The following is a 19,639-nucleotide window of genomic DNA, read 5'->3' as shown; positions in this document are numbered from 1 at the left end:
TCCGCCTCTCAAACTTTTTTGTCTCACTTACCAAAATCATGAAATGAAATCCGTATCTCACGCAGAAATGAACAAGTCTTAGTTTTTAAGATCACGCCCCCTACGGAACATCTGACGATATCTTTATCCCAAAAACTAAAATAGCTTGTTTACCCTTCAGCTCCCAAGTTATAAGAGAGAGTAAAAAGAGCAATGTCTTAAACAAGTACTCTAAGGAAAGCCAAGTGTCTCAAATGAAAGAACAAAAAACGGCTACATATCAGGTTACGTTTTAAAACTTGAGCGTAATCATAATTTGTTTGCATAAGCCTAAACACATACAATTCTCACCAATCCTTTTCAAAACTAAAAGTGAAAATCCTTATAACGTCTTTTCAAAAAATCTTAAACCACTCAACGAGCTCGATAAAAAATAAGCCAAATTTCGCAATCATATTTTTACCATAAGACAATGCATTGATTGATCAAGATAAGTGTTCTGCATCTTAAAATAAGAGTTTTGAATATCTTAGGCTCTCTCATTTTAAGTCTCTATAAAACAATCAAAATCACTTGCTTTCCCGTTACAACGGGGTGTGGGTGTGAATAAAGACTATAAAGAAAGAACAAAAAATGCCTCTTATGAAAAGTTTCAAATCTACATCCTTCTGACACCAAGAACTGCAACAGTGGGAGCAGTGTATGATGGTGCTATTTTTCTCCCGATCAAATGTAAAGAGGGTAATGTGCTATAAAACGTCATTAATCTATATAAAATCTCATTCGTCTCATGGTATTGTTCCACTTAACGAATGAAGCGTTTTTTAGGAGGGCGCAGCGGATAATCAAAATTTTTTCTGATCATATTTTGCTTCAAAAACGCTTTATCCAAGCAGATAGAACAACAAACATGTTTTATATTGATGAGCACTTAATCGCGCGAAAGCGCAACAACAGGATCAAGCCGTGAAGCTTGTCGCGCTGGCGAAAAGCCAAAACATATTCCAATGAGAGTGGAAAAAGTAAGAGATATAATAATTGAATCCAGTGTATAAATGAGATGAATAGGCGCATTAAAGAGCCAAAACAAGCCCCCAATAGAAAATCCCAAGAGGATTCCTAAACCGCCTCCAATGATACATACTAAAATTGCTTCAATGAGAAATTGTTGGAGAATATCACTCTGCCGTGCACCAACAGCCATACGCACCCCAATTTCATTGATCCGCTCAGAAACAGTAACCAACATAATATTCATTACCCCAATCCCCCCTACAATGAGTGAAATCGCCGCAATTGAAGACACTAAAAGCGTTAAAATATGTGTGCTCTCCATAATACGTTCACGGAAAAATTCGGAATTTCGAATGAAAAAATCTTCCTCACCATGGCGCATAATGAGAAAACGTTTCACCATCTTCTCCGCTAAATGTGAATCAATATGATCAGCAATCTTCACGGTAATAGCCCGAACTTGTGTTGTGCCAAGAAAACGTGTTTGCACAGTTGTATAAGGCAAATAAATCTGCAACGTATTTGAGCTACCTCTATTATTTTGTGGATCAACCACCCCAACGATACGAGCAGGAACTTTTCCCACATGCACCACTTTTCCCAGTGGGCTCTCATGGCTATGAGGAAAAAGAACAGCAACAGCTTCCTTTTCAATAACGAGATCAACAGCACGCTCACGCACACTTTTTTGATCAAACAACTGCCCTTTCACAGCCTTGAGCCCTTGTGTTTGGAAAAATTGTTCTCCCACCCCAGTAATCACTGCATTAACTTCAACGGAACCAAAACGAATCGTAGAATTTGCTGAAATCTGAGGTGTTACACCAGAAATATAGGGCAGATCAGAAAGGGCTTCTGCATCCGCTTCCACCAAACTCGTTATCTTCTCTGCTTGTGGATCAGAAAAACTTTTCCCAGGGAAGATTGTCAAAGTATTGGATCCCAAGCTTTTAAAATTTTCTAGTATTTTTTCCCGCGTTCCATTTCCCAAAGCCACCATAGCAATAATCGCTCCAATACCGATAATTACCCCAAGCATTGTTAAAAAAGTCCGCATCCGATGTGCATTCATCGCCAACAAAGCCATGACAAACGTTTCACGAAAACGTTCAACAAAAGAACGAAAATACCCCAGTGTTTTTTGATCTTTCAGATTCTGTTGCTCTTGAGGGGATTGAACTCTCGTTTTTGTTTTTTTACCCTTTGATATATTATCAGCAACAATTTCCCCATCACTGATTTCGATAATACGATCTGCTCTTTTAGCCACCTGCATATCATGTGTTACGATAATAATGGTGCGCCCTTCTTGATGAAGCTCATCCAAAATACGCAACACTTCTTGACCACTGTTTTTATCTAAAGCGCCAGTTGGCTCATCGGCAAGAATAACCTCCGCATTATTCATCAATGCTCGCGCAATAGACACCCGTTGTTGTTGCCCCCCTGAAAGCTGATTAGGCCGATGATTAACTCTCTCTCCCATACCTAGGCGTGTTAACAAATCCTGAGCACGTTTTTTTCTCACATCCGGTGCATAGCCTGCATAAATAGCTGGAATTTCAACATTGCCAAGTGCCGTTAATTCATTCAACAAGTGATAGCGTTGAAAAATAAATCCAAAATGATTGCGCCGCAAAGCGGATAATTCATCAGCAGAAAGAGAAGCTACTTCTTTTCCTGAAATCCAATAACGACCAGAACTTGGTCGATCAAGACAGCCTAAAATATTCATCAATGTGGACTTTCCAGAACCGGAAGCCCCAACAATCGCCACCATTTCACCACGTTTAATGGTTAGATTAATCTCTTTCAAAACAGTGACAAATGTTTCACCCGCAGGAAATTTGCGCACAATATTTTCCAAAACGAAAACAGCATCTGCTTTTTCTGCTTTCATAGCTTAATTCTCATCGTTGCTTTGTTTATCCGGAATTTCTGGCATCACGCCATCACGCGAACCAGTAATAACCACATCCCCCTCATCAAGCCCTGAAACAATCTCTGCCATTACTTTGTTATTAAGCCCCACAGTCACTTGTTTTGCCACCACTTTATTGCCCCCCACTAAAAGTGAAACCCATGCTTTGTGTTCTTTTGTTTCATCACGCAAAGCATCACTTGGGACCAACAAAACATTCTGAGCACGTCCTAAAATAATATGAACTTGAGCAGTCATATAAGTTCGCAAAAAGTTGTCTTTATTATCAATATGCACAATCCCATTATAATAAATTGCAGACGACATGAGAGAGCTAGACCCTCCTGCCCCAGGATTAATACTCACATCAGCACGAATAGATTCAGGAGCCGGATCAACTCTTTCTAAAGTCCCCTCATAACGACGGTTTGCATTACCCAATACCGTAAAATAAAGAGGCTGCCCAGCGCGAACTTTAAGAATATCAGCTTCCGAAATTTGCGCTTTGACGGTCATCTTTGACAAGTCGCCTAAAATAACAATTGTAGGCGCCGACTGAACAGCATTGACATTCTGTCCTTCTTCAACAACCGTTGCTAAAACAGTTCCCGCTGAAGGAGCAGTTATTCGCGTATAACCGAGATTAACCTCTGCACTTTCCACATCAATTTGAGCTTGTACAATTTGCTGACGCAATTGAGCAATTTGCGCTTCACGTATTTTCACTTGTGTCGCAGCATCATCAAGATTAGCTTTTGAAATTGCACGCAATTCGATCATTTTTTTCTGCCGTTCTAAATTTTTCTGTGCAAGAGAAAGATAAGCTTCTTGTTCTACTAAATTCGCATAATAATGCGATAATGCTGCTTTTTTTCTTTTCAGATCATTTTCTTGATCTGTAGGATCAATTTCTGCCAACAAATCCCCTTCTTTGACAACACTACCCGGAAAAACGCGCATGGAAATCACCCGCCCCGTAGTACGCGCGCCAACCGCCACCAACCGATAAGGACGTACAAGCCCTGAAGCCAAAACACTTTCCTCGATATCACCACGCTTCACCACAGCTGTCATATACACTGGTGTAGATGTTCCAAAAAAAACAGAGCGCAACCACAACAAAATGATAATAATGAAGAGAGCAATAAGCAAGAATGAAAGTTTTTTGCGTTTTGTAATGAAATTTTTGATGAAATTTTTTTTCATTGCCTTACCTTTGCAAGCGAATGGGGAACACCATCAACAACTTCCGAACGTGATACATCAACGACACCATCCCAGCCCCCTCCCAATGCTTTCATCAGAGCAATATATTGGGTAGCTAAAGCAATACGGCTATCTTTAAGTGCCATTTGCGCAGAATAATAGGAACGATCAGCATTTAACAATTCAAGAAAACTGGTATTGCCATTTTCAAAAAGACTTCGTGAAAGTTGTAAAGAATGCAGAAAAGCTTTATTTGCAACGACAAGCTTTTCAAGGCGCTGATGTTCTTTTGTTAATCTTACGAGCGCATTTTCGACATCTTCTAAAGCCTTCAATACAGCCGCCCGATAAGTAATAAAAGCCTGATCACGCTGTGCCCGTGCCATCTCAACAGAGGCCATAATCTGTCCTCCATTAAAGAAAGGGAAACGAAGATTTGGACCAAAAGACCAACCAATCGTTGAACTTTTCCATAATTGGTCCATTGCTGTTGCTGCTGTTGAAATATTCCCCGTTAATGTAAGTGACGGATAACGCTCTGCCTCACGTTGACCAATGCGTGCTGTTGCTTGCGCATATTGACGCTCGGCCCGTCGCAAATCGGGACGTGTCAACAAAATATCTGCCGGAATTCCTGCTGGTATTGGCCATTGCGGTTGTGGAATTTTTACGTGTTTAGCATTTTTTTGCAAAAAATCCTTCAAAGCCGTAGGCACATGACCGGTTAAGACAGAAAGGCGATGCATACTCATAGCCACATTTGCTTCCATCTGAAAAATATCGGCTTCTGTATTAGCCATTTGCGCTTTTGCATTTGAAACATCAAGCTCTGAAATATCACCTGCTGCTAATTTAGCACACATCAATTCATATGTTTTGCGTTGTGCAGCAGCAATTTGCCGTACAATCAACAATTTTTGTTGCCAACCGCGCATTTGAACATAATTTGTTGCCACCTCTCCTAACAGTATGACCATCGTCGCACGCATATCTTCCACCACCGCTTCAAGACCGTAACGTGCAGCTTCAACGCCTCGCTTATGCCCTCCAAAAAAATCAAGCTCCCAACTTGCATCAAATCCACTACGATATTGGTTCAACGGATCAGATTGTCCAGATCCGCTACGGGTTCCTGAAATTGTATTTGACGCACTTGGCAATAAAGATCCCACCACTTGCCCTAAGCTCGCACGCGCCTCACGAATCCGCGCTTTGGCAACCGCAACATCATTATTTCCAGAAATTGCCTGATCCATTAACGTATTTAAAACTGGATCATTTAAAGACCGCCACCATCCCGCAAGAGCAATTGAATGCCCAGATATCTGTGCAGACTGCTGTCCCCATCGCGCTGGAACAGAAAAAGATGTCTTATGATAATTCGGACCAACCATACAGCCAGATAGAAGAAAACACAGCACAACACTTGAAAGTAATCTACTAGAAGTTCCCCTTTTGAGATTTCTGATATGCATCTAGTCTCCCGCATTTTTTCAGAATCATTATGTAATATTAATACTTTATTTACCTATTATTTCAAAACTAAGATGAAAAATTAAATACAGTTTGCACAGGAATATGATCTGAGGGACGTTCCCACCCGCGCGCATCACGAAAAGTTGAAAGATCCACCACAAAAGACGCTAAATCTGGAGAGGACCAAATATGATCAAGTCGCCATCCATAATCCGTAAGAGCCCAATCGCGAGCACGATAACTCCACCATGTGTAAAGTTTAGTAGGAACAGGAATATGCAACCGCATGAGATCAACCCATCCGCCCTGACAGCACAAATCCTGTAAACGCTGGGTTTCAATGGGTGTATGGCTTACAACCTTCAACAATTTCTGATGAGACCAAACATCTTCTGCTAAAGGAGCAATATTTAAATCACCCAGCAAAAGAGAAGACATCCCCTTTTCCTGATCAGCGCGAAAACAAGACATTTCTTCCAAAAAATCAAGCTTATGGCGAAATTTTTCATTCACATCAGCGTCAGGAATATCGCCTCCAGCAGGAACATAAAAATTATGAATCCGCAAGTTTCTCCCGTGGATTTCCACAATCACTGAGATATAGCGACAATCTTGGTTTTGACAAAAGAAACGCTTTTCCACCTTTTTAAAAGGCAAACGAGAAATAATCGCCACCCCATTATACGATTTTTGTCCACTCAGTGCAATATGCTTATATCCAGCTGCTTCAAAAGCCTCCACTGGGAATAAACCATCAGGACATTTTGTTTCCTGTAGACACAAAACATCGGCCGGAAAGAGTTCCAAATACTGAAAAACCTGTGCAAGGCGCAAACGAATAGAGTTAATATTCCAAGTCGCAATACGAAAGAACATCTGTTTCAATCCCAATAACGTAAAACTATTGCTTTATTTCTTCGAAGGGAGTGTAAACATGCCCTGAACAAAACGAACGCCTGTTCGCACATTCATAATCTGCACAGTTGTTTCCAAGTTTTGCTGGTCAACAATTGTCCACTGCCGCAAAGCAAAGCTTTTAGAATCAAACACCATTCTTATTTGCCCTGCCCCTATTGTTTTATCGCGCAGAACAATCGTTACTGCCCCTGGATCTTCACGAAACGCTAACAAACGGCCAGATGATAGATCAATTTTATCATCCAACAAAAACTTCATTGGCGTTTGCGAAAGTTGTGAAAAGTTCCAAGTATTTAAAGCCCGATTGTTAATGCCCACAAATTGACCATCTGCAATAATTTGTAAAGGCATTTTCTTGTAAATAAAGCGAATTTTCCCTGGACGCTCAAGATAAAATGTTCCTTGTGACATTTTTCCCTTTGGACTAAATTGGATAAAGTCACCTGTCATTGTCTTGATTGCCGCAAAGTGGTTGGCAATATTCTGCGCCTTTGCCACCTTATTAGCTGTTTGCGAAAAAGTAGGAAAAGTTAAACACCAAAAGATAAGAATCCCCACAAATCCAAAGAGTTTTCTTTGCGGTAAAAAAGACGTTTTCATAAAAATGCTCCCAAACAATATTTAATTGACTTGATCATTTATAATTAAGCCACCCATGGTGAATAAATACCCTGCTTTATAAGATAAAGATATTGTTTGAAAAAACTATCAAAAGATTTTTAGAAGTATTCTTCTTCGACAGGAACCAAAATTTTCCGCTTTCCCATATGATTTGCTGGATGAAGCTTGTCATTGGATTTTACATAATTTGCCAACATGTTTTGCAGCAATTTATTTTTTCAAAGTTTTTTTAAGAACTCTCAAAAGATTTTCAAAGCCTTTACTCATTTTTACGCTCAAATTTCGATTTTTACAATTTTTTGCTCTTTTGGGCAATTTTAACTGTTAAAATTCATTTTGATAAAACGCGCACTTCACGCATTTGCATTTCTCTCATTTCGCATTTTTTGCATTTCTCTCATTTCGCATTTAATGCTAAATTTTGTATGTAAAAACAATAAATTATGATCTATTCTTACTTACTACAAAACCCCATCTTACTATAAAACCCCATATCCAACGACACTGGACTAATTATACCTTCTTCTTCGATCCTCTCCATCCATGTGGTAACATGATTATATTCAATGCTTAAACGACATTGAATATAAAAAGTTAAAGCTTTACCATCACGAAGCACCACTGCAACAGCTTAGCTATAGCAACCATCTGCTAAAAAAAACAAAAGAAACCTTCTTCTTTATTTCTTGCGATCCCTTGCGGTATTGTTTCCAAGCCAGCACCATCACACGCTTTACTAACCTTAAAATGTCGCGACAACCCTTTGCACTTGAAACAGTTCATAACAAACATTTTTAGTTCTCTTTGAATCGTTTTTGATCCAAACAGACTCTCCCTGCTTGTAATATAGCAAGCGAATGGTTTTTATTGATTCAATATAAACAGGTTTGAAATGAAAGAATCTTACGATATTTAAATCTCTTGTTCAAAATGAGTAATGCAATATTATTATAAATCAATGCATTATCCAAATAATCAATTTTCTTTTGAATTTTCGAAAGCATCCCTATTTTTTAAGCTTTCTACTGATTGGCTAAACGCATAATCTCTTCTTTTCCATCTCTAATCTTTGAAACACCATGGATTATAATCAATACACGAACGGAGTGAAGTCCTCAATAGAGTGCTTGCGAATTTGAAGGCTCTTCAATGAAAAAATTCAATAGAAAAAATGCTTTTTTGACTTTCTCCCCATCCAAAAGAATAAAAATTCTCAGCCAATCCGTTCTGTAAACAATTTAAATTTTAGCAAGTTTTACTTGGTGTCCCACCCCATATAATTCACTTAACTAAGGGCGTGACAAACTAGCCCTTTTTAAGAAGCACTAGAGTGCCCATTTCACGGATGTGTTATAAACTTTTTTCGAAGGTGATTTGAACAGCATAACAACAGACTGGCAAATCACATGACGCAACTGATTTTGCCGTGAGATTGAACAATCGTCAAACAGCAAAAAACTTAAATATCAAGCCTTGCATACCTTCTCTCCCCCAAGGACACTATTTTATTTATATAAATATTGATTTATAATGATAAATTATTATTTTTTAAACTGAAATCATAGTACTAAATACGGTACAATCCTCTCACCATATACTCTCTTATATTGAATCAATTCAATTTATTTTTTTGCACATTACAAGCAAGATTAACGTGTAGGTAAAATGATATAAGATAAAGAATAGCTCTTGTGAATCGCCTCAAATGTCAAAGAGATATCGCAAAATTGAGAGAGCTCGTGCCAAATAATACAGAAATTTCTACGGTGCAATAAAATAAAGACCTAGTTTTATAAGCTATTATTAAAAAACGATTATAAAGATTTTTCAAAAGCGTTCTTCTTCGGCAGGGACTAAAATTTCTCGTTTTCCTGCGTGATTTGCTGGACTAATGATACCTTCTTCTTCCATCCTTTCAATCAATGTTGCAGCACGGTTATACCCAATACCTAAACGGCGTTGAATATAAGAGGTTGAAGCCTTACGATCACGAAGAACAATAGCAACAGCTTGACTATAGGGATCATCTGCTGAAGGAGAAGATGAAGAAACATCAGCACCATCTTCTTCAACTTCTTGGGTAATTGTTTCCAAATAATCCGGTCGTGCTTGCGCTTTGAGATGTGCAACAACCTGCTCCACTTCATCATCCGCAACAAAAGGTCCATGCACACGCTGAATACGTCCTCCTCCCATCATGAAGAGCATATCCCCTTGTCCCAATAATTGCTCGGCTCCCTGTTCGCCCAGAATTGTTCGGCTATCGATTTTTGAACTAACGGAAAAAGAAATGCGTGTAGGAAAATTGGCCTTAATCGTTCCAGTAATAACATCAACAGAAGGACGCTGTGTCGCCATAATCACATGGATACCGGCGGCACGTGCCATTTGTGCTAAACGCTGAACTGCACCTTCGATATCCTTACCAGCGACCATCATCAAATCAGCCATTTCATCAATAATGACAACGATATAAGGCATAGGACTAAAATCAAGTGTTTCCGTTTCATAAAGAGGCTCACCCGTATCATGATCAAAGCCCACTTGAACCGTACGCACCATTGTCTCTCCTTGACCTTTTGATTCCTTGAGACGTGCATTAAATCCATCGATATTGCGAACGCCAAGTTTTGACATTTTACTGTAGCGCTCTTCCATTTCACGAACAGCCCATTTAAGCGCAGTCACTGCTTTTTTAGGATCCGTCACCACAGGTGTTAACAAATGAGGAATGCCGTCATAAACCGAAAGTTCAAGCATTTTCGGATCGACCATAATGAGACGACATTGTTCAGGCGTCATACGATAAAGCAATGATAAAATCATTGTATTGATAGCAACAGACTTTCCCGAACCTGTTGTACCAGCAACCAAAAGATGCGGCATTTTTGCTAAATCTGCAATAACAGCTTCCCCCCCGATTGTCTTGCCCAAGGCAAGCCCTAATTTTGCTTTGCTTTCAACAAATTCCTGTGCTTGCACAATCTCCCTTAAATAAACCATCTCACGCTTTGCATTGGGCAATTCTATTCCAATCACATTGCGACCAGGAACCACAGCAACACGAGCAGAAATCGCACGCATCGAACGCGCAATATCATCTGCCAGACTAATGATACGAGATGATTTAATGCCAGCAGCCGGTTCGAATTCATATAAAGTGACCACAGGTCCAGGACAAGCATCTATAATTTTTCCTTTGACCCCAAAATCTAATAAAACACCTTCAAGTTCATGAGAATTTGCTTTTAAAGCAGCTGGAGAAAGTTTTGCATCCCGCACAGATGGTGGTGGAACTGCTAGATAATCTAAAAGTGGAAGAACAAAACCACCATTTGAAAAAGCTGTTAAAGACTTTAGACTTTTAACAGAAGAAGAAGCATAGGCTTTATTTTTATTTTCCTCACACTTTTCTTTTTCATCCAAAAAAGTTGGTTCAATCCGATCAAATGACTTGCCTTGCCCCTTCCCCTGAGAAGGCCTTTTGAAACAGAAAAAACGAAAAAACGCGCTTGTAAAAAATAAAAAAGATGTAAAAGAGCACCAAAAGTTGTCGCAAAAACACCATGCTTCTCACGATCATCCTCAGCAGCATCTTCCCCATCTTCTTCCATCTCAAAGACCGGATCAATGATTTCGTTTTTTGGAATTCTTTTTTCTTTTCTTTTCTTTTCTCGACGCCGCCATATCACATTGCCAGCAAAAGCAGCAATGAAAAAACCTAAAAGGATAAAAACAACACTGAAGAGCACCGTATAAAATGGAGAAAGCAAAAGAGGAAAAATTGAAGAAGCAATCCTTAAAATTTTATCTCCTAAAACCCCTCCAAACCCCATGGGCAATGGCCAATAAGTGAAAGAAGCAACAGGCGTCATCAGGGCAAAAGCCATTAAAAAACAAATTGTTGATACCACCCACAAAAAAAAGCGCAAAGTCAAATTGTAGATATTCTTTTGTGCCAACAAGAGAAAAGACCAAAATAATGGTGGCAACAAAACAGCAAGACTTGCCAAGCCAAAAAACTGCATCATAAAATCTGAAAAAATTGCCCCCAACCACCCCATAAGGTTTGTAACCTCATTTGTACTTGCATGGGTTAAAGAGGGATCAGCAACATTCCACGTCGCCAAAGCAAACACACAAAAAATAATAAAGCCCAAAAGCCCAAGCCCAATAAAGACGCCAATCTGCCGTAAAAACATCTCAACAAGCCGAAAACCTTGAGAATCTCGTGCTTCCAATGAATCATAAGGAGAAGAATTTCGGTGCATCCATCAATTCCAAATACAAAGCTTTCATATTTAAAGAGCTATAACTTCCTCCCTCTCCCCAAAAAGGACGAAGCTGACACCCAATGCCGATCTGTAAACAATCATCTGTCAACAATCCAACTTCTTAATCTAACGCGTTCTACCTTCTTCCTACTTCATATCATTCATATAATACTACCATCCTAAGGAACAATCCTTCATAAAACACGAAAAAAGTCCTACCCTAGAATATTTATCACCCAAGCAACCAAAAAAACATCTCATGTGTAAAATTTAACATGGGTTGTAAAATTTATGACAGTCCCTCTCACTCTCCTAAACAGAAGGCTATGCCAGATTATGGTAACAATAAAATCTTAATATCGTTTTAACCATCACAAATGAACATAATTTTTATCTATCATCCTCAATGTACTCTTTCAGGACAAGCATATTATAAAGACATTCATACAAATTAAAAAGTATACTTCCATCTTTGCCTAATTTTAGTTTTCTTTTCTATCAAGCAAGTGTAAAAAGAGTTGAAGAAGATATTCAAAAAAGGCTGATCCGATAAATCTGTAAAGTGAGTCACACAAGTAAAACAAAAGAGCTCTAAAACACTCATCTGTCATCAGATTGACACCAAAAAGATATTTCATCCAAAGAAAAATCTCATCTTTATGAAGCAGGGAGAGAAGTAAAAATTAAAATATTGTAGATAATTTTAAAGAACAATATTTTTTAACAGCAAACAAACTTTAAACAAGGGAAGAAGCCCCGTAAATAACGGAAGAAGCCTCATAAATAATGGAAAAAGCATTGTGTATTCTAATCACCATAAAGATGTAAAACCCAATAAAAAAATAAAATCCCATAAAATCAAGCAATGTGACCTTCTCATTGCAGGGGGGGCGGCTGTCGGTTTAACACTCGCCATAGCTCTCAAGCAAACAGCCCCTAATCTGAAAATAAACATCGTTGATGCTGCTCCAAGAGGAGATATTCCTGCTTCTAATATACGAACCATCGCCCTTGCTGCTGCTTCTGTTCGTATGTTAAAACAATTGCAATGTTGGGAACCTATACAACCCTATGCGCAACCCATTCACTCCATGATCATCACAGATACAAGCATAAGTGATCCTGTCAAACCAACTCTTTTAACATTTGAAGGCGACATTACCCCCGGTGAACCCTTTGCAACTATGGTAGAACAGAGAGAACTCATCAACACTTTAAAAAAACGTGTCAAAGATCTTGATATCCCTGTTATGGCAAACACGCGTGTCATTGATTTTCATCAAAGCAACCAACACACAACTGTCACCTTAGATAATGAAGAGGTTTGGCAAACAAAATTGCTTATTGCAGCTGATGGCGCCCATTCAAAATTACGCCAAAAAGCAGGTCTTAAAAACTTTTCTCATGCCTATAAACAAACAGCAATTATCTGCACAGTTGAACATGAAAAACCCCATAATGGTCAAGCAATTCAACATTTTTTACCTGCTGGCCCTTTCGCTCTTCTCCCTCTCAAAGGCAACCGATCCGCCATTGTATGGAATGAAAACCATAAAACTGCGCAATACTACCTCAAAGCTGATGCACTTATTTTTGAAACAGAACTCGAAAGACGCATTGGCCATCAATTAGGAAAACTCTCTTGGAATGGTGAACGTCAAGCTTTTCCCCTAAACCTTTCTTTAACACGTCAATGTATTAAGCCCCGTTTTGCCCTCGTTGGAGACGCTGCCCATACCATCCATCCTATTGCAGGACAAGGACTCAATTTAGGATTACGTGATAGCGCTGCCCTTTCTGAAGTGATTATTGAAACAGCACGATTGGGTCTTGACATTGGCTCCCTCACTACTTTAGAGCGCTATCAAAGTTGGAGACGTTTTGAAATTGTCCGTATGGCTTTAAGCAATGATTGGCTTAATAAACTCTTTTCTAACGATAACCTTCTCTTACGGATGCTTCGCGATACCGGTCTTGGAATCGTCAATCAAGCGCCAAAAATAAAAAAATATTTCATTCAAGAAGCTGCTGGCCTTACCCCAAACGCACCCCGACTTCTAAATGGCCTCCCGCTTTAAGCAAAAATTCATACCTTTTCACTTTTTACAACCTTTGGCTTCTTTCCCTCCCCTCAATAACAAAAAATCCCATCCAATCCGGTCCGTAAACAATCCGGTTGCTTATCGCGTAAATTTCCCTTGACTTCCCCCTCCCATATTTCACTTAACCATAGGAAAGACACGCAAGCCATACTTTAAGAATATTCACCACACACTGAAAAAACATTTAATGGAAGTTACTTTATATCACCAGACCTCAAAAGACAATGTGTTGCAAGCATAAAAAATAAATAAGTCTTTCTTTATCAGACAAATTTTGACTTATAATGAATACATCATTGTTCTCATGTTAAATGAGAAAGCTAAAAATCATAAAATACTCTTATTTCTAATCCCTTTCCTTTTGAAGTAATCAAAATCACCCTTTGCACGCCACAAATGGGATGAGCATAGAGAAAAAAATGAATTAAAAAAAAAAGAAGCAAAACCTTTCATGCCACATCCCTTGTATCAAAGCCTATTGCGAAACATTAAAAGTGAGCAAAGTGTATAATGGCACAGCTTTTATACTTTTTATTGAAATAAAAATGATGATGAACAATGGATTTTATATTTTTATAGAGACTTTTACGTTATACTATTCACACGAAACATCATAAAATAATCTGATCTGCATTGAAGATGTTTCTTTTTAAAAGCCTATAACTTTGCAAAAACAATGGCGTTCTATTTATCAGACAAATCTTTAAAAACTTATCAAGTCCTTTAAAACTTATTGTGAAATGCCACATGATTTTAGAAAAGCATTTCGATATACAACAAAGTTTTCTGCACTTTATACCATCACACACAATTATAAGCTTGTGTATTGCCTCTTAACCTCCACACCATAAAACAAAGCAAATTGCAGTAAAAAAAGAACTCAACCTTTTTATTTTCAATACGCTCTTTATTCAATAAATGCCTATAAATGAGTTTTAATCACAGACACTTCAAAACGTGTCACAAAATCCTATTACCACACTCATCCGCCATAGAAAATTTTCGTTTTTCACATACTTACTCATCCCAACTATATGAACGATAAATAAAGTGCATGCCTCACATATATAATCTTACAGAAAAAAGACCAACCGAAATCCATAACATCAGGTTTTTGTTCTACAGAACAGTATTGCAAAAAGATAAGGAAGCTCACTTATCAACATATTGATTAATAAAATTATCATTTTCTATATTAGTTTAGAATCAAACAACAAATTGATTTACAATAATAATTTGTCGTTACTTAGAACCTTGAACACCGTAAGATCTCTCATTTTAACTTTTTCTTATTGAATCAATCAAAACCATGCCTGTCACGTATCATAAACAAACGAGCCATGTCGGTAAAAATGTTTGAAGAAAAGACTAAAAATGCCTTTTATAAACCGTCTCAAATACTAAGAACTGTCACAACATCATGGATAGAAAATATAACAATAGTATTGGCATGCTCCTTTGGAAGGTAGCTGACGCAATAAATTCTTCTGATTCCAACCCTTTTTGTAAAAAATCAATAAACCCATTGATTTTCATAAACTAAAAAAGGCAATGTTAAGAAAAACTACAAAAAGGAGGTAACTCCTCCTTCAAATGCCAAAATTAATTATAATACTTTAAACGAGTGAGCATAATGATGATACCAACTTATGACAATAATACCTTTTGCATTCAGATATATTTGTCCGTACTTTCTGCCATTTTATTTGACACCTCAATAGGCTACTATATCAGTTCAGTATTTTTATACAATCAAAGGAGCAAAAAGAGTCTATTTCTTGCATTCATATCTCTTGGTATTCCCTTTATTTATAAATATTGCACATATGTTATGTTACTTCGAGTTCATCAAGTGTATATCCATTCTCCAACCACTCTTTAATCCACTTAGGTCTACGCCCACGCCCATTCCATAATTCCCATTGGTTATTGGGATTCCTATAATGACGCTCTTTACTCACAAGATCAGCGATATCAATTCCATGGGTATTAGCAATTTCAAGAATTTTTCGTCGTGCATCTTGCTTTTCTTTTGCTTGCCGTTTTTTCAATTCCATATCGATTTGTATACGCATCTCTTGTAGTTCATCAAAATTCATATTTTTGAGATCATTCACCTTAATTACTCCCCTTGCAAAAAAGAATTGCCCTTTGCCATATTTTAAACACAATTATAGACAATTTTTGTCTATTTGTTATCGGAATTAAAATTACGATAAATATATCACTTTGACGGAGATGTGCTTTGGAATACAAAAAGATGCTTAATGGTATATCAATTACCACTGCTATGTCTTTTTTCAGTTCAGTTATTAGAACTGACAAGTACAGTGCACAAACACCTTCACACCTCTCTGACTCTCATGAATCAGCAATCAAAGGTAAATATAAATCACCACTCTATAAACTATGGCAATATGTAACAAAGAACAAGCCCTCTTCCGATAATGGTGGTGTAGCTTATTATGAGAATAAGGAATACTCTCTCATAAAACGAATTTTTACTTCATATAAATGTGCTTTGAGAAGTTTTTTACAACTAAAAAATTATATGAAACAGAAAATTTCAATAAAATTCCAAAGATCATTATTGCTTAAAGCTCGCGTTTTTTCTCGTGATTCTAATAATATTAGTTGGCTTAATGTCCTCTATTCTATTCCGAAAATTGATCTTATTTGTTGGATATTGGTGTATATTATAGATCTTCTTAGAAGAAAACAAAGCAATAATCACAAGGAACGTCCCAAGCTAAACAATCTTGTTCTGAAAAATTATAAAATCAAAAGACAGCGACAAAAAGCACCAACAAAATTGGCATTTATATCAATAAAATTCTTTATAATAAGGTGTATTGCTGATGATTGTCCCAGATTTCACAATGTTTGCTGCCGCATATATATCCAATCCCCCTCATCTAGCATTTTCAGCTTTCGTCAAACAAGAAGTACGGGATAATGTTTATATAAGAGATAATGATAATAAATTATTCTGTCAGTTATCTCTGCTTAGAGAAGAAATTGCAACAAGTGAGCCATTTAAACAAAGTAAACATAGTTTTGACGTAAATTTGGAACAAAGTGATGTTGAAGATGTGGAATCGTTTTCTTTTTTTGACATATTTGATTTTTGCAGAAATCTTAAAGTTAAACAAACCGCTTTAACCTACCACTATGAGCCAAAAGCATTTGTATACAACTCTAAAGAGGATGCATTACAATCTGCGCTAAATTTCTATAATATGGGAAATTTAAATAACCTTTATATACAGAAGATTTCTTCATTTTTTGAAGCAGAAAGTTTTCTACTTGTAGATGATCAAACATCGCAAGAAGCTATAGAAATTCACGAAGGAAAACGAAGCCAAATAATTAAGATGGAATATCTTCCTCTTTCCCAAGAAGAACTGGAAGATGCGTTTACACATAAAGCAAGTAGTGTTCATGATGCTTTTGCGACAGAGGATTCTTCTTCTTTGGGAAAACAACACGAATGATATGTCTTGCTTTTGCAAATTAGAACTAAAATTTTGATAGGATATTATAATGAAAGGTAGATAAAGAGAGATTAAAGCTCTAATTAGTAAGATTGGATAGAATCTATTCTAATTGAGGGCAAAAAATGAAAATGATAGAACAGAACAGCGTTGATATAGCGTTTAATCAGAAAGCAGCACGTGAGGTTACAATTATTATGCTCTCTGAAAGAGAGTGGTATTTTACGTTTGTTGCTGATGATCCAATCACCGGAAAACCAGATAAATATACACTACTTACACAAAGAGGAAAATTAAGAACTTGGGCTGATCCGAAATATCTCTTTAAATTTCTTTATGAAAGAGGGGTTATTTGTGGAAGTTTTAGTCTTAATCAGGATGAAAAACATGAAACGATCAAATATTCTTCAAACAATAATTCGTAATAAAACTACTCAAATCTCTGCAGGTTTAACTCTATTTTTTATGACCCACTCTGCATGGGCCCAAGCACAAGGTTTGAAAAAAGCAGGAGAAGTTTTAACAAAATTCCAGACAGAATTAAAAACGATTATTCCTATCGCTGCTGCTGTTATACTTTTGTGCTTAGCAATCGGTTATGCAGGACGCTACATCGAGAAAGATACATTCGTTCGGTGGGCGGTAGGTGTCATTATCGCCGGTTCAGCAGCTGAACTTGCAAATATGTTATTCACAAAACCATAAAATGTTCTTTTATTCAAAGAAGAACCTAAAATCTAAAGATTATGCATATCGATAAAAATCATATCGAAAAAGAGAGAGTATTTATACAACCTGTAACTTAAATTTGGATAAACAATATGAAACAATTAAATATTCTTCAAACAATGGTTAATAAAAGCACTTCAATCGTTACAATAACGACTGCTTTTTTTCTAACACACTCTGTGTGTGCTCAAGCACAAGAATTAAAAAATGCAAAAGATGTTTTAAATAAGTTCAAGACGGAATTGATTGGACTTATCCCTATCGCTGCTGCTGTCATACTTTTGTGCTTGGCAATCGGTTATGCAGGGCGCTACATCGAGAAAGATACATTCGTTCGGTGGGCAATAGGTGTTGTTATCGCTGGTTCAGCAAGTGAGCTTGCCGCTTTATTATTTACAAAGTAACTGATAAAATTTTTGCACGATGAAGTGTTATTTTCATGAAAAAAGTTTAGATTTCAATATGTTCATTCCATATCAATAAAATTGCTTCTTATTTTGCAAAAAAGCTATTTGCGTCAAATATGGTCTGATGAGGCTGAGTAATATGAGAAAATTAATCAATTTCCAATTGAACGATAATGGTAAAATTATCACAATTGCTGCAACTATAGCTGCATTTTTTATGAGTACTTCTGTATATGCCCAACAAACTTTAACAAATGCTAACAAAGCGCTAAAGAGTTTACAGGATGACCTCATTGCACACATTATTCCTGTCGCTGCTGCCGTCATACTTTTGTGCTTAGCAATTGGTTATGCGGGACGCTACATTGAATTTGTACGATGAGCAGTTGGTGTTATCATCGCTGGCTCTGCAACCCAACTTGTTGCAGTGTTATTCAAAGGTGCAGGTGGTTAAACTTAACCACGACGACATGTAATACACAGTATTTTTTAAAGGTGAGACTTCTCTAATCAATTATAGATAAACAAATGGTGATTTCACTTATATTCAAGGTATATGAAACGTTATTTACAATCTTGATGAAAGAAAAATATGGAAAGATCAGTTAATATCCAATCAAAAAATAATAACAAGATCGCTGCAATTTTTACAGCTGTAGCTGTATTTTTTGTAACACATCCTGCATATGCACAGCTAAAAAATGCTAAGACAGCTTTAGAGGGCCTCCAAAAAGACCTTATTGATCATATTATTCCTATCGCTGCCGCCGTTATACTTTTGTGTTTAGCAATTGGTTATGCGGGACGCTACATCGAAAAGGATACATTTGTACGGTGGGCTATTGGTGTTATCATTGCTGGCTCTGCGACCCAACTTGCTAAGCTGTTATTTACAGGTGCAGCTGGTTAAATTTGACTATGGCAAAATATAATACAAAATGTTTTTATAAATTGTAAAGTTATTAACCAATTGAAAATAATACAATGGCGGTTTCATTTGTATTAAAGATATATAAAATGTTATTTAGAGTATTAATAAGAGGGAAACATGCAAAAATTCATTAATCTCCAATCAAAAAGTAACAACAAAATTACCATACTTTTTGCAGCTATAAGTGCCTTTATTATAACGCATCCTGCGTATGCACAAAAACTAGATACTGCTAAAAAAGCTTTAGAGGGCCTCCAAAAAGACCTTATTGATCATATTATTCCTATCGCTGCCGCTGTTATACTTTTATGTCTAGCAATTGGTTATGCAGGACGCTACATCGAAAAAGATACATTTGTACGATGGGCGGTCGGTGTTATCATTGCTGGCTCGGCAACCCAACTTGCTACGCTGTTATTCACGGGTAACGGGTAATTGAAATTAACTATAGCCTAAAAATACAGAATGTTCAAAGTATATCTATTGATTGTAAATTTGCACCAATAATAATGTCACTCGTACTACCCAAACAAATGTTTTTCATAACGATTTTAGTTAAAATGGGAT

General features: G+C 37.1%; 13 protein-coding genes and 3 pseudogenes. 8 read left to right on the top strand and 8 right to left on the bottom strand.

What is annotated here, in order from left to right:
- Positions 1 to 910: 910 nt before the first annotated feature.
- The 7 genes and pseudogenes from BN338_RS07705 to BN338_RS07680 form a co-directional block, all read right to left on the bottom strand.
- The gene (locus BN338_RS07705; protein ID WP_039760703.1) at positions 911 to 2,893 is read right to left on the bottom strand and encodes a MacB family efflux pump subunit; all 1,983 of its coding nucleotides are present in this window, start codon (positions 2,891 to 2,893) and stop codon (positions 911 to 913) included.
- A 3-nt stretch (positions 2,894 to 2,896) separates the two neighbouring features.
- The gene (locus tag BN338_RS07700) at positions 2,897 to 4,120 is read right to left on the bottom strand and encodes an efflux RND transporter periplasmic adaptor subunit (protein ID WP_039760700.1); all 1,224 of its coding nucleotides are present in this window, start codon (positions 4,118 to 4,120) and stop codon (positions 2,897 to 2,899) included.
- On the bottom strand, positions 4,117 to 5,595 hold the full coding sequence (locus BN338_RS07695; protein WP_039760698.1) for an efflux transporter outer membrane subunit: 1,479 nt from the start codon (positions 5,593 to 5,595) through the stop codon (positions 4,117 to 4,119). Before BN338_RS07695 ends, BN338_RS07700 begins: the two co-directional genes overlap by 4 nt.
- A 67-nt stretch (positions 5,596 to 5,662) precedes the next feature.
- Positions 5,663 to 6,472 carry an exodeoxyribonuclease III gene (locus BN338_RS07690; RefSeq protein WP_039760696.1) on the bottom strand — a complete coding sequence of 270 codons (810 nt, stop codon included), beginning with the start codon at positions 6,470 to 6,472 and terminating at the stop codon, positions 5,663 to 5,665.
- Between the two features lie 33 nt (positions 6,473 to 6,505).
- Positions 6,506 to 7,114, bottom strand: coding sequence for a LolA family protein (locus BN338_RS07685; RefSeq protein ID WP_039760694.1), 609 nt, complete (start codon positions 7,112 to 7,114; stop codon positions 6,506 to 6,508).
- 475 nt (positions 7,115 to 7,589) lie between these two features.
- Positions 7,590 to 7,766, bottom strand: a pseudogene (locus tag BN338_RS13565) (DNA translocase FtsK); the annotation flags it as partial.
- Positions 7,767 to 8,962: 1,196 nt separating this feature from the next.
- A pseudogene (locus BN338_RS07680) lies at positions 8,963 to 11,406 on the bottom strand (FtsK/SpoIIIE family DNA translocase).
- Between the two features lie 803 nt (positions 11,407 to 12,209).
- Between BN338_RS07680 and BN338_RS07675 the strand changes: the two are divergent.
- Positions 12,210 to 13,487, top strand: a complete 1,278-nt coding sequence (locus BN338_RS07675; RefSeq protein ID WP_083868453.1) for a ubiquinone biosynthesis hydroxylase — start codon at positions 12,210 to 12,212, stop codon at positions 13,485 to 13,487.
- Positions 13,488 to 15,340: 1,853 nt separating this feature from the next.
- Here the strand turns inward: BN338_RS07675 and BN338_RS07670 are convergent.
- Entirely contained in the window at positions 15,341 to 15,628 is a 288-nt protein-coding gene (locus BN338_RS07670; RefSeq protein WP_039760692.1) for an H-NS histone family protein, read from the bottom strand.
- 741 nt (positions 15,629 to 16,369) lie between these two features.
- Here BN338_RS07670 and BN338_RS07665 point away from each other — a divergent pair.
- From BN338_RS07665 to trwL (BN338_RS07635), 7 genes and pseudogenes are all read left to right on the top strand, one after another.
- On the top strand, positions 16,370 to 17,005 hold the full coding sequence (locus BN338_RS07665) for a lysozyme family protein (RefSeq protein WP_039760689.1): 636 nt from the start codon (positions 16,370 to 16,372) through the stop codon (positions 17,003 to 17,005).
- A gap of 125 nt (positions 17,006 to 17,130) precedes the next feature.
- Complete coding sequence (gene korA, locus BN338_RS07660) at positions 17,131 to 17,430, top strand: KorA family transcriptional regulator (RefSeq protein ID WP_039760686.1); 300 nt, start codon at positions 17,131 to 17,133, stop codon at positions 17,428 to 17,430.
- On the top strand, positions 17,393 to 17,710 hold the full coding sequence (gene trwL, locus BN338_RS07655) for a VirB2 family type IV secretion system major pilin TrwL (protein WP_039760844.1): 318 nt from the start codon (positions 17,393 to 17,395) through the stop codon (positions 17,708 to 17,710). Before korA ends, trwL (BN338_RS07655) begins: the two co-directional genes overlap by 38 nt.
- Before the next feature lie 116 nt (positions 17,711 to 17,826).
- Positions 17,827 to 18,138 carry a VirB2 family type IV secretion system major pilin TrwL gene (gene trwL / locus BN338_RS07650; RefSeq protein WP_039760683.1) on the top strand — a complete coding sequence of 104 codons (312 nt, stop codon included), beginning with the start codon at positions 17,827 to 17,829 and terminating at the stop codon, positions 18,136 to 18,138.
- 142 nt (positions 18,139 to 18,280) lie between these two features.
- A pseudogene (gene trwL, locus BN338_RS07645) lies at positions 18,281 to 18,520 on the top strand (VirB2 family type IV secretion system major pilin TrwL); the annotation flags it as partial.
- Positions 18,521 to 18,733: 213 nt separating this feature from the next.
- Positions 18,734 to 19,051, top strand: coding sequence for a VirB2 family type IV secretion system major pilin TrwL (trwL, locus tag BN338_RS07640; protein WP_039760679.1), 318 nt, complete (start codon positions 18,734 to 18,736; stop codon positions 19,049 to 19,051).
- Between the two features lie 138 nt (positions 19,052 to 19,189).
- The gene (gene trwL, locus BN338_RS07635; RefSeq protein ID WP_039760676.1) at positions 19,190 to 19,507 is read left to right on the top strand and encodes a VirB2 family type IV secretion system major pilin TrwL; all 318 of its coding nucleotides are present in this window, start codon (positions 19,190 to 19,192) and stop codon (positions 19,505 to 19,507) included.
- Positions 19,508 to 19,639 lie beyond the last annotated feature (132 nt).

Source organism: Bartonella queenslandensis AUST/NH15 (genome assembly GCF_000312585.1).
GTDB classification, from domain to species: domain Bacteria; phylum Pseudomonadota; class Alphaproteobacteria; order Rhizobiales; family Rhizobiaceae; genus Bartonella; species Bartonella queenslandensis_A.
The sequence above is the reverse complement of the archived record's forward strand: the minus strand, read 5'-3'. Positions and strand labels throughout refer to the sequence as shown.

Excerpts from the sequence above, each read along its gene's own strand:
- BN338_RS07705 (WP_039760703.1), bottom strand. The coding sequence starts at position 2,893 with ATGAAAGCAGAAAAAGCAGATGCTGTTTTCGTTTTGGAAAATATTGTG.
- BN338_RS07700 (WP_039760700.1), bottom strand. The coding sequence starts at position 4,120 with ATGAAAAAAAATTTCATCAAAAATTTCATTACAAAACGCAAAAAACTT.
- BN338_RS07695 (WP_039760698.1), bottom strand. The coding sequence starts at position 5,595 with ATGCATATCAGAAATCTCAAAAGGGGAACTTCTAGTAGATTACTTTCA.
- BN338_RS07690 (WP_039760696.1), bottom strand. The coding sequence starts at position 6,472 with ATGTTCTTTCGTATTGCGACTTGGAATATTAACTCTATTCGTTTGCGC.
- BN338_RS07685 (WP_039760694.1), bottom strand. The coding sequence starts at position 7,114 with ATGAAAACGTCTTTTTTACCGCAAAGAAAACTCTTTGGATTTGTGGGG.
- BN338_RS07665 (WP_039760689.1), top strand. The coding sequence starts at position 16,370 with ATGATTGTCCCAGATTTCACAATGTTTGCTGCCGCATATATATCCAAT.
- korA (WP_039760686.1), top strand. The coding sequence starts at position 17,131 with ATGAAAATGATAGAACAGAACAGCGTTGATATAGCGTTTAATCAGAAA.
- trwL (WP_039760844.1), top strand. The coding sequence starts at position 17,393 with ATGAAACGATCAAATATTCTTCAAACAATAATTCGTAATAAAACTACT.
- trwL (WP_039760683.1), top strand. The coding sequence starts at position 17,827 with ATGAAACAATTAAATATTCTTCAAACAATGGTTAATAAAAGCACTTCA.
- trwL (WP_039760679.1), top strand. The coding sequence starts at position 18,734 with ATGGAAAGATCAGTTAATATCCAATCAAAAAATAATAACAAGATCGCT.
- trwL (WP_039760676.1), top strand. The coding sequence starts at position 19,190 with ATGCAAAAATTCATTAATCTCCAATCAAAAAGTAACAACAAAATTACC.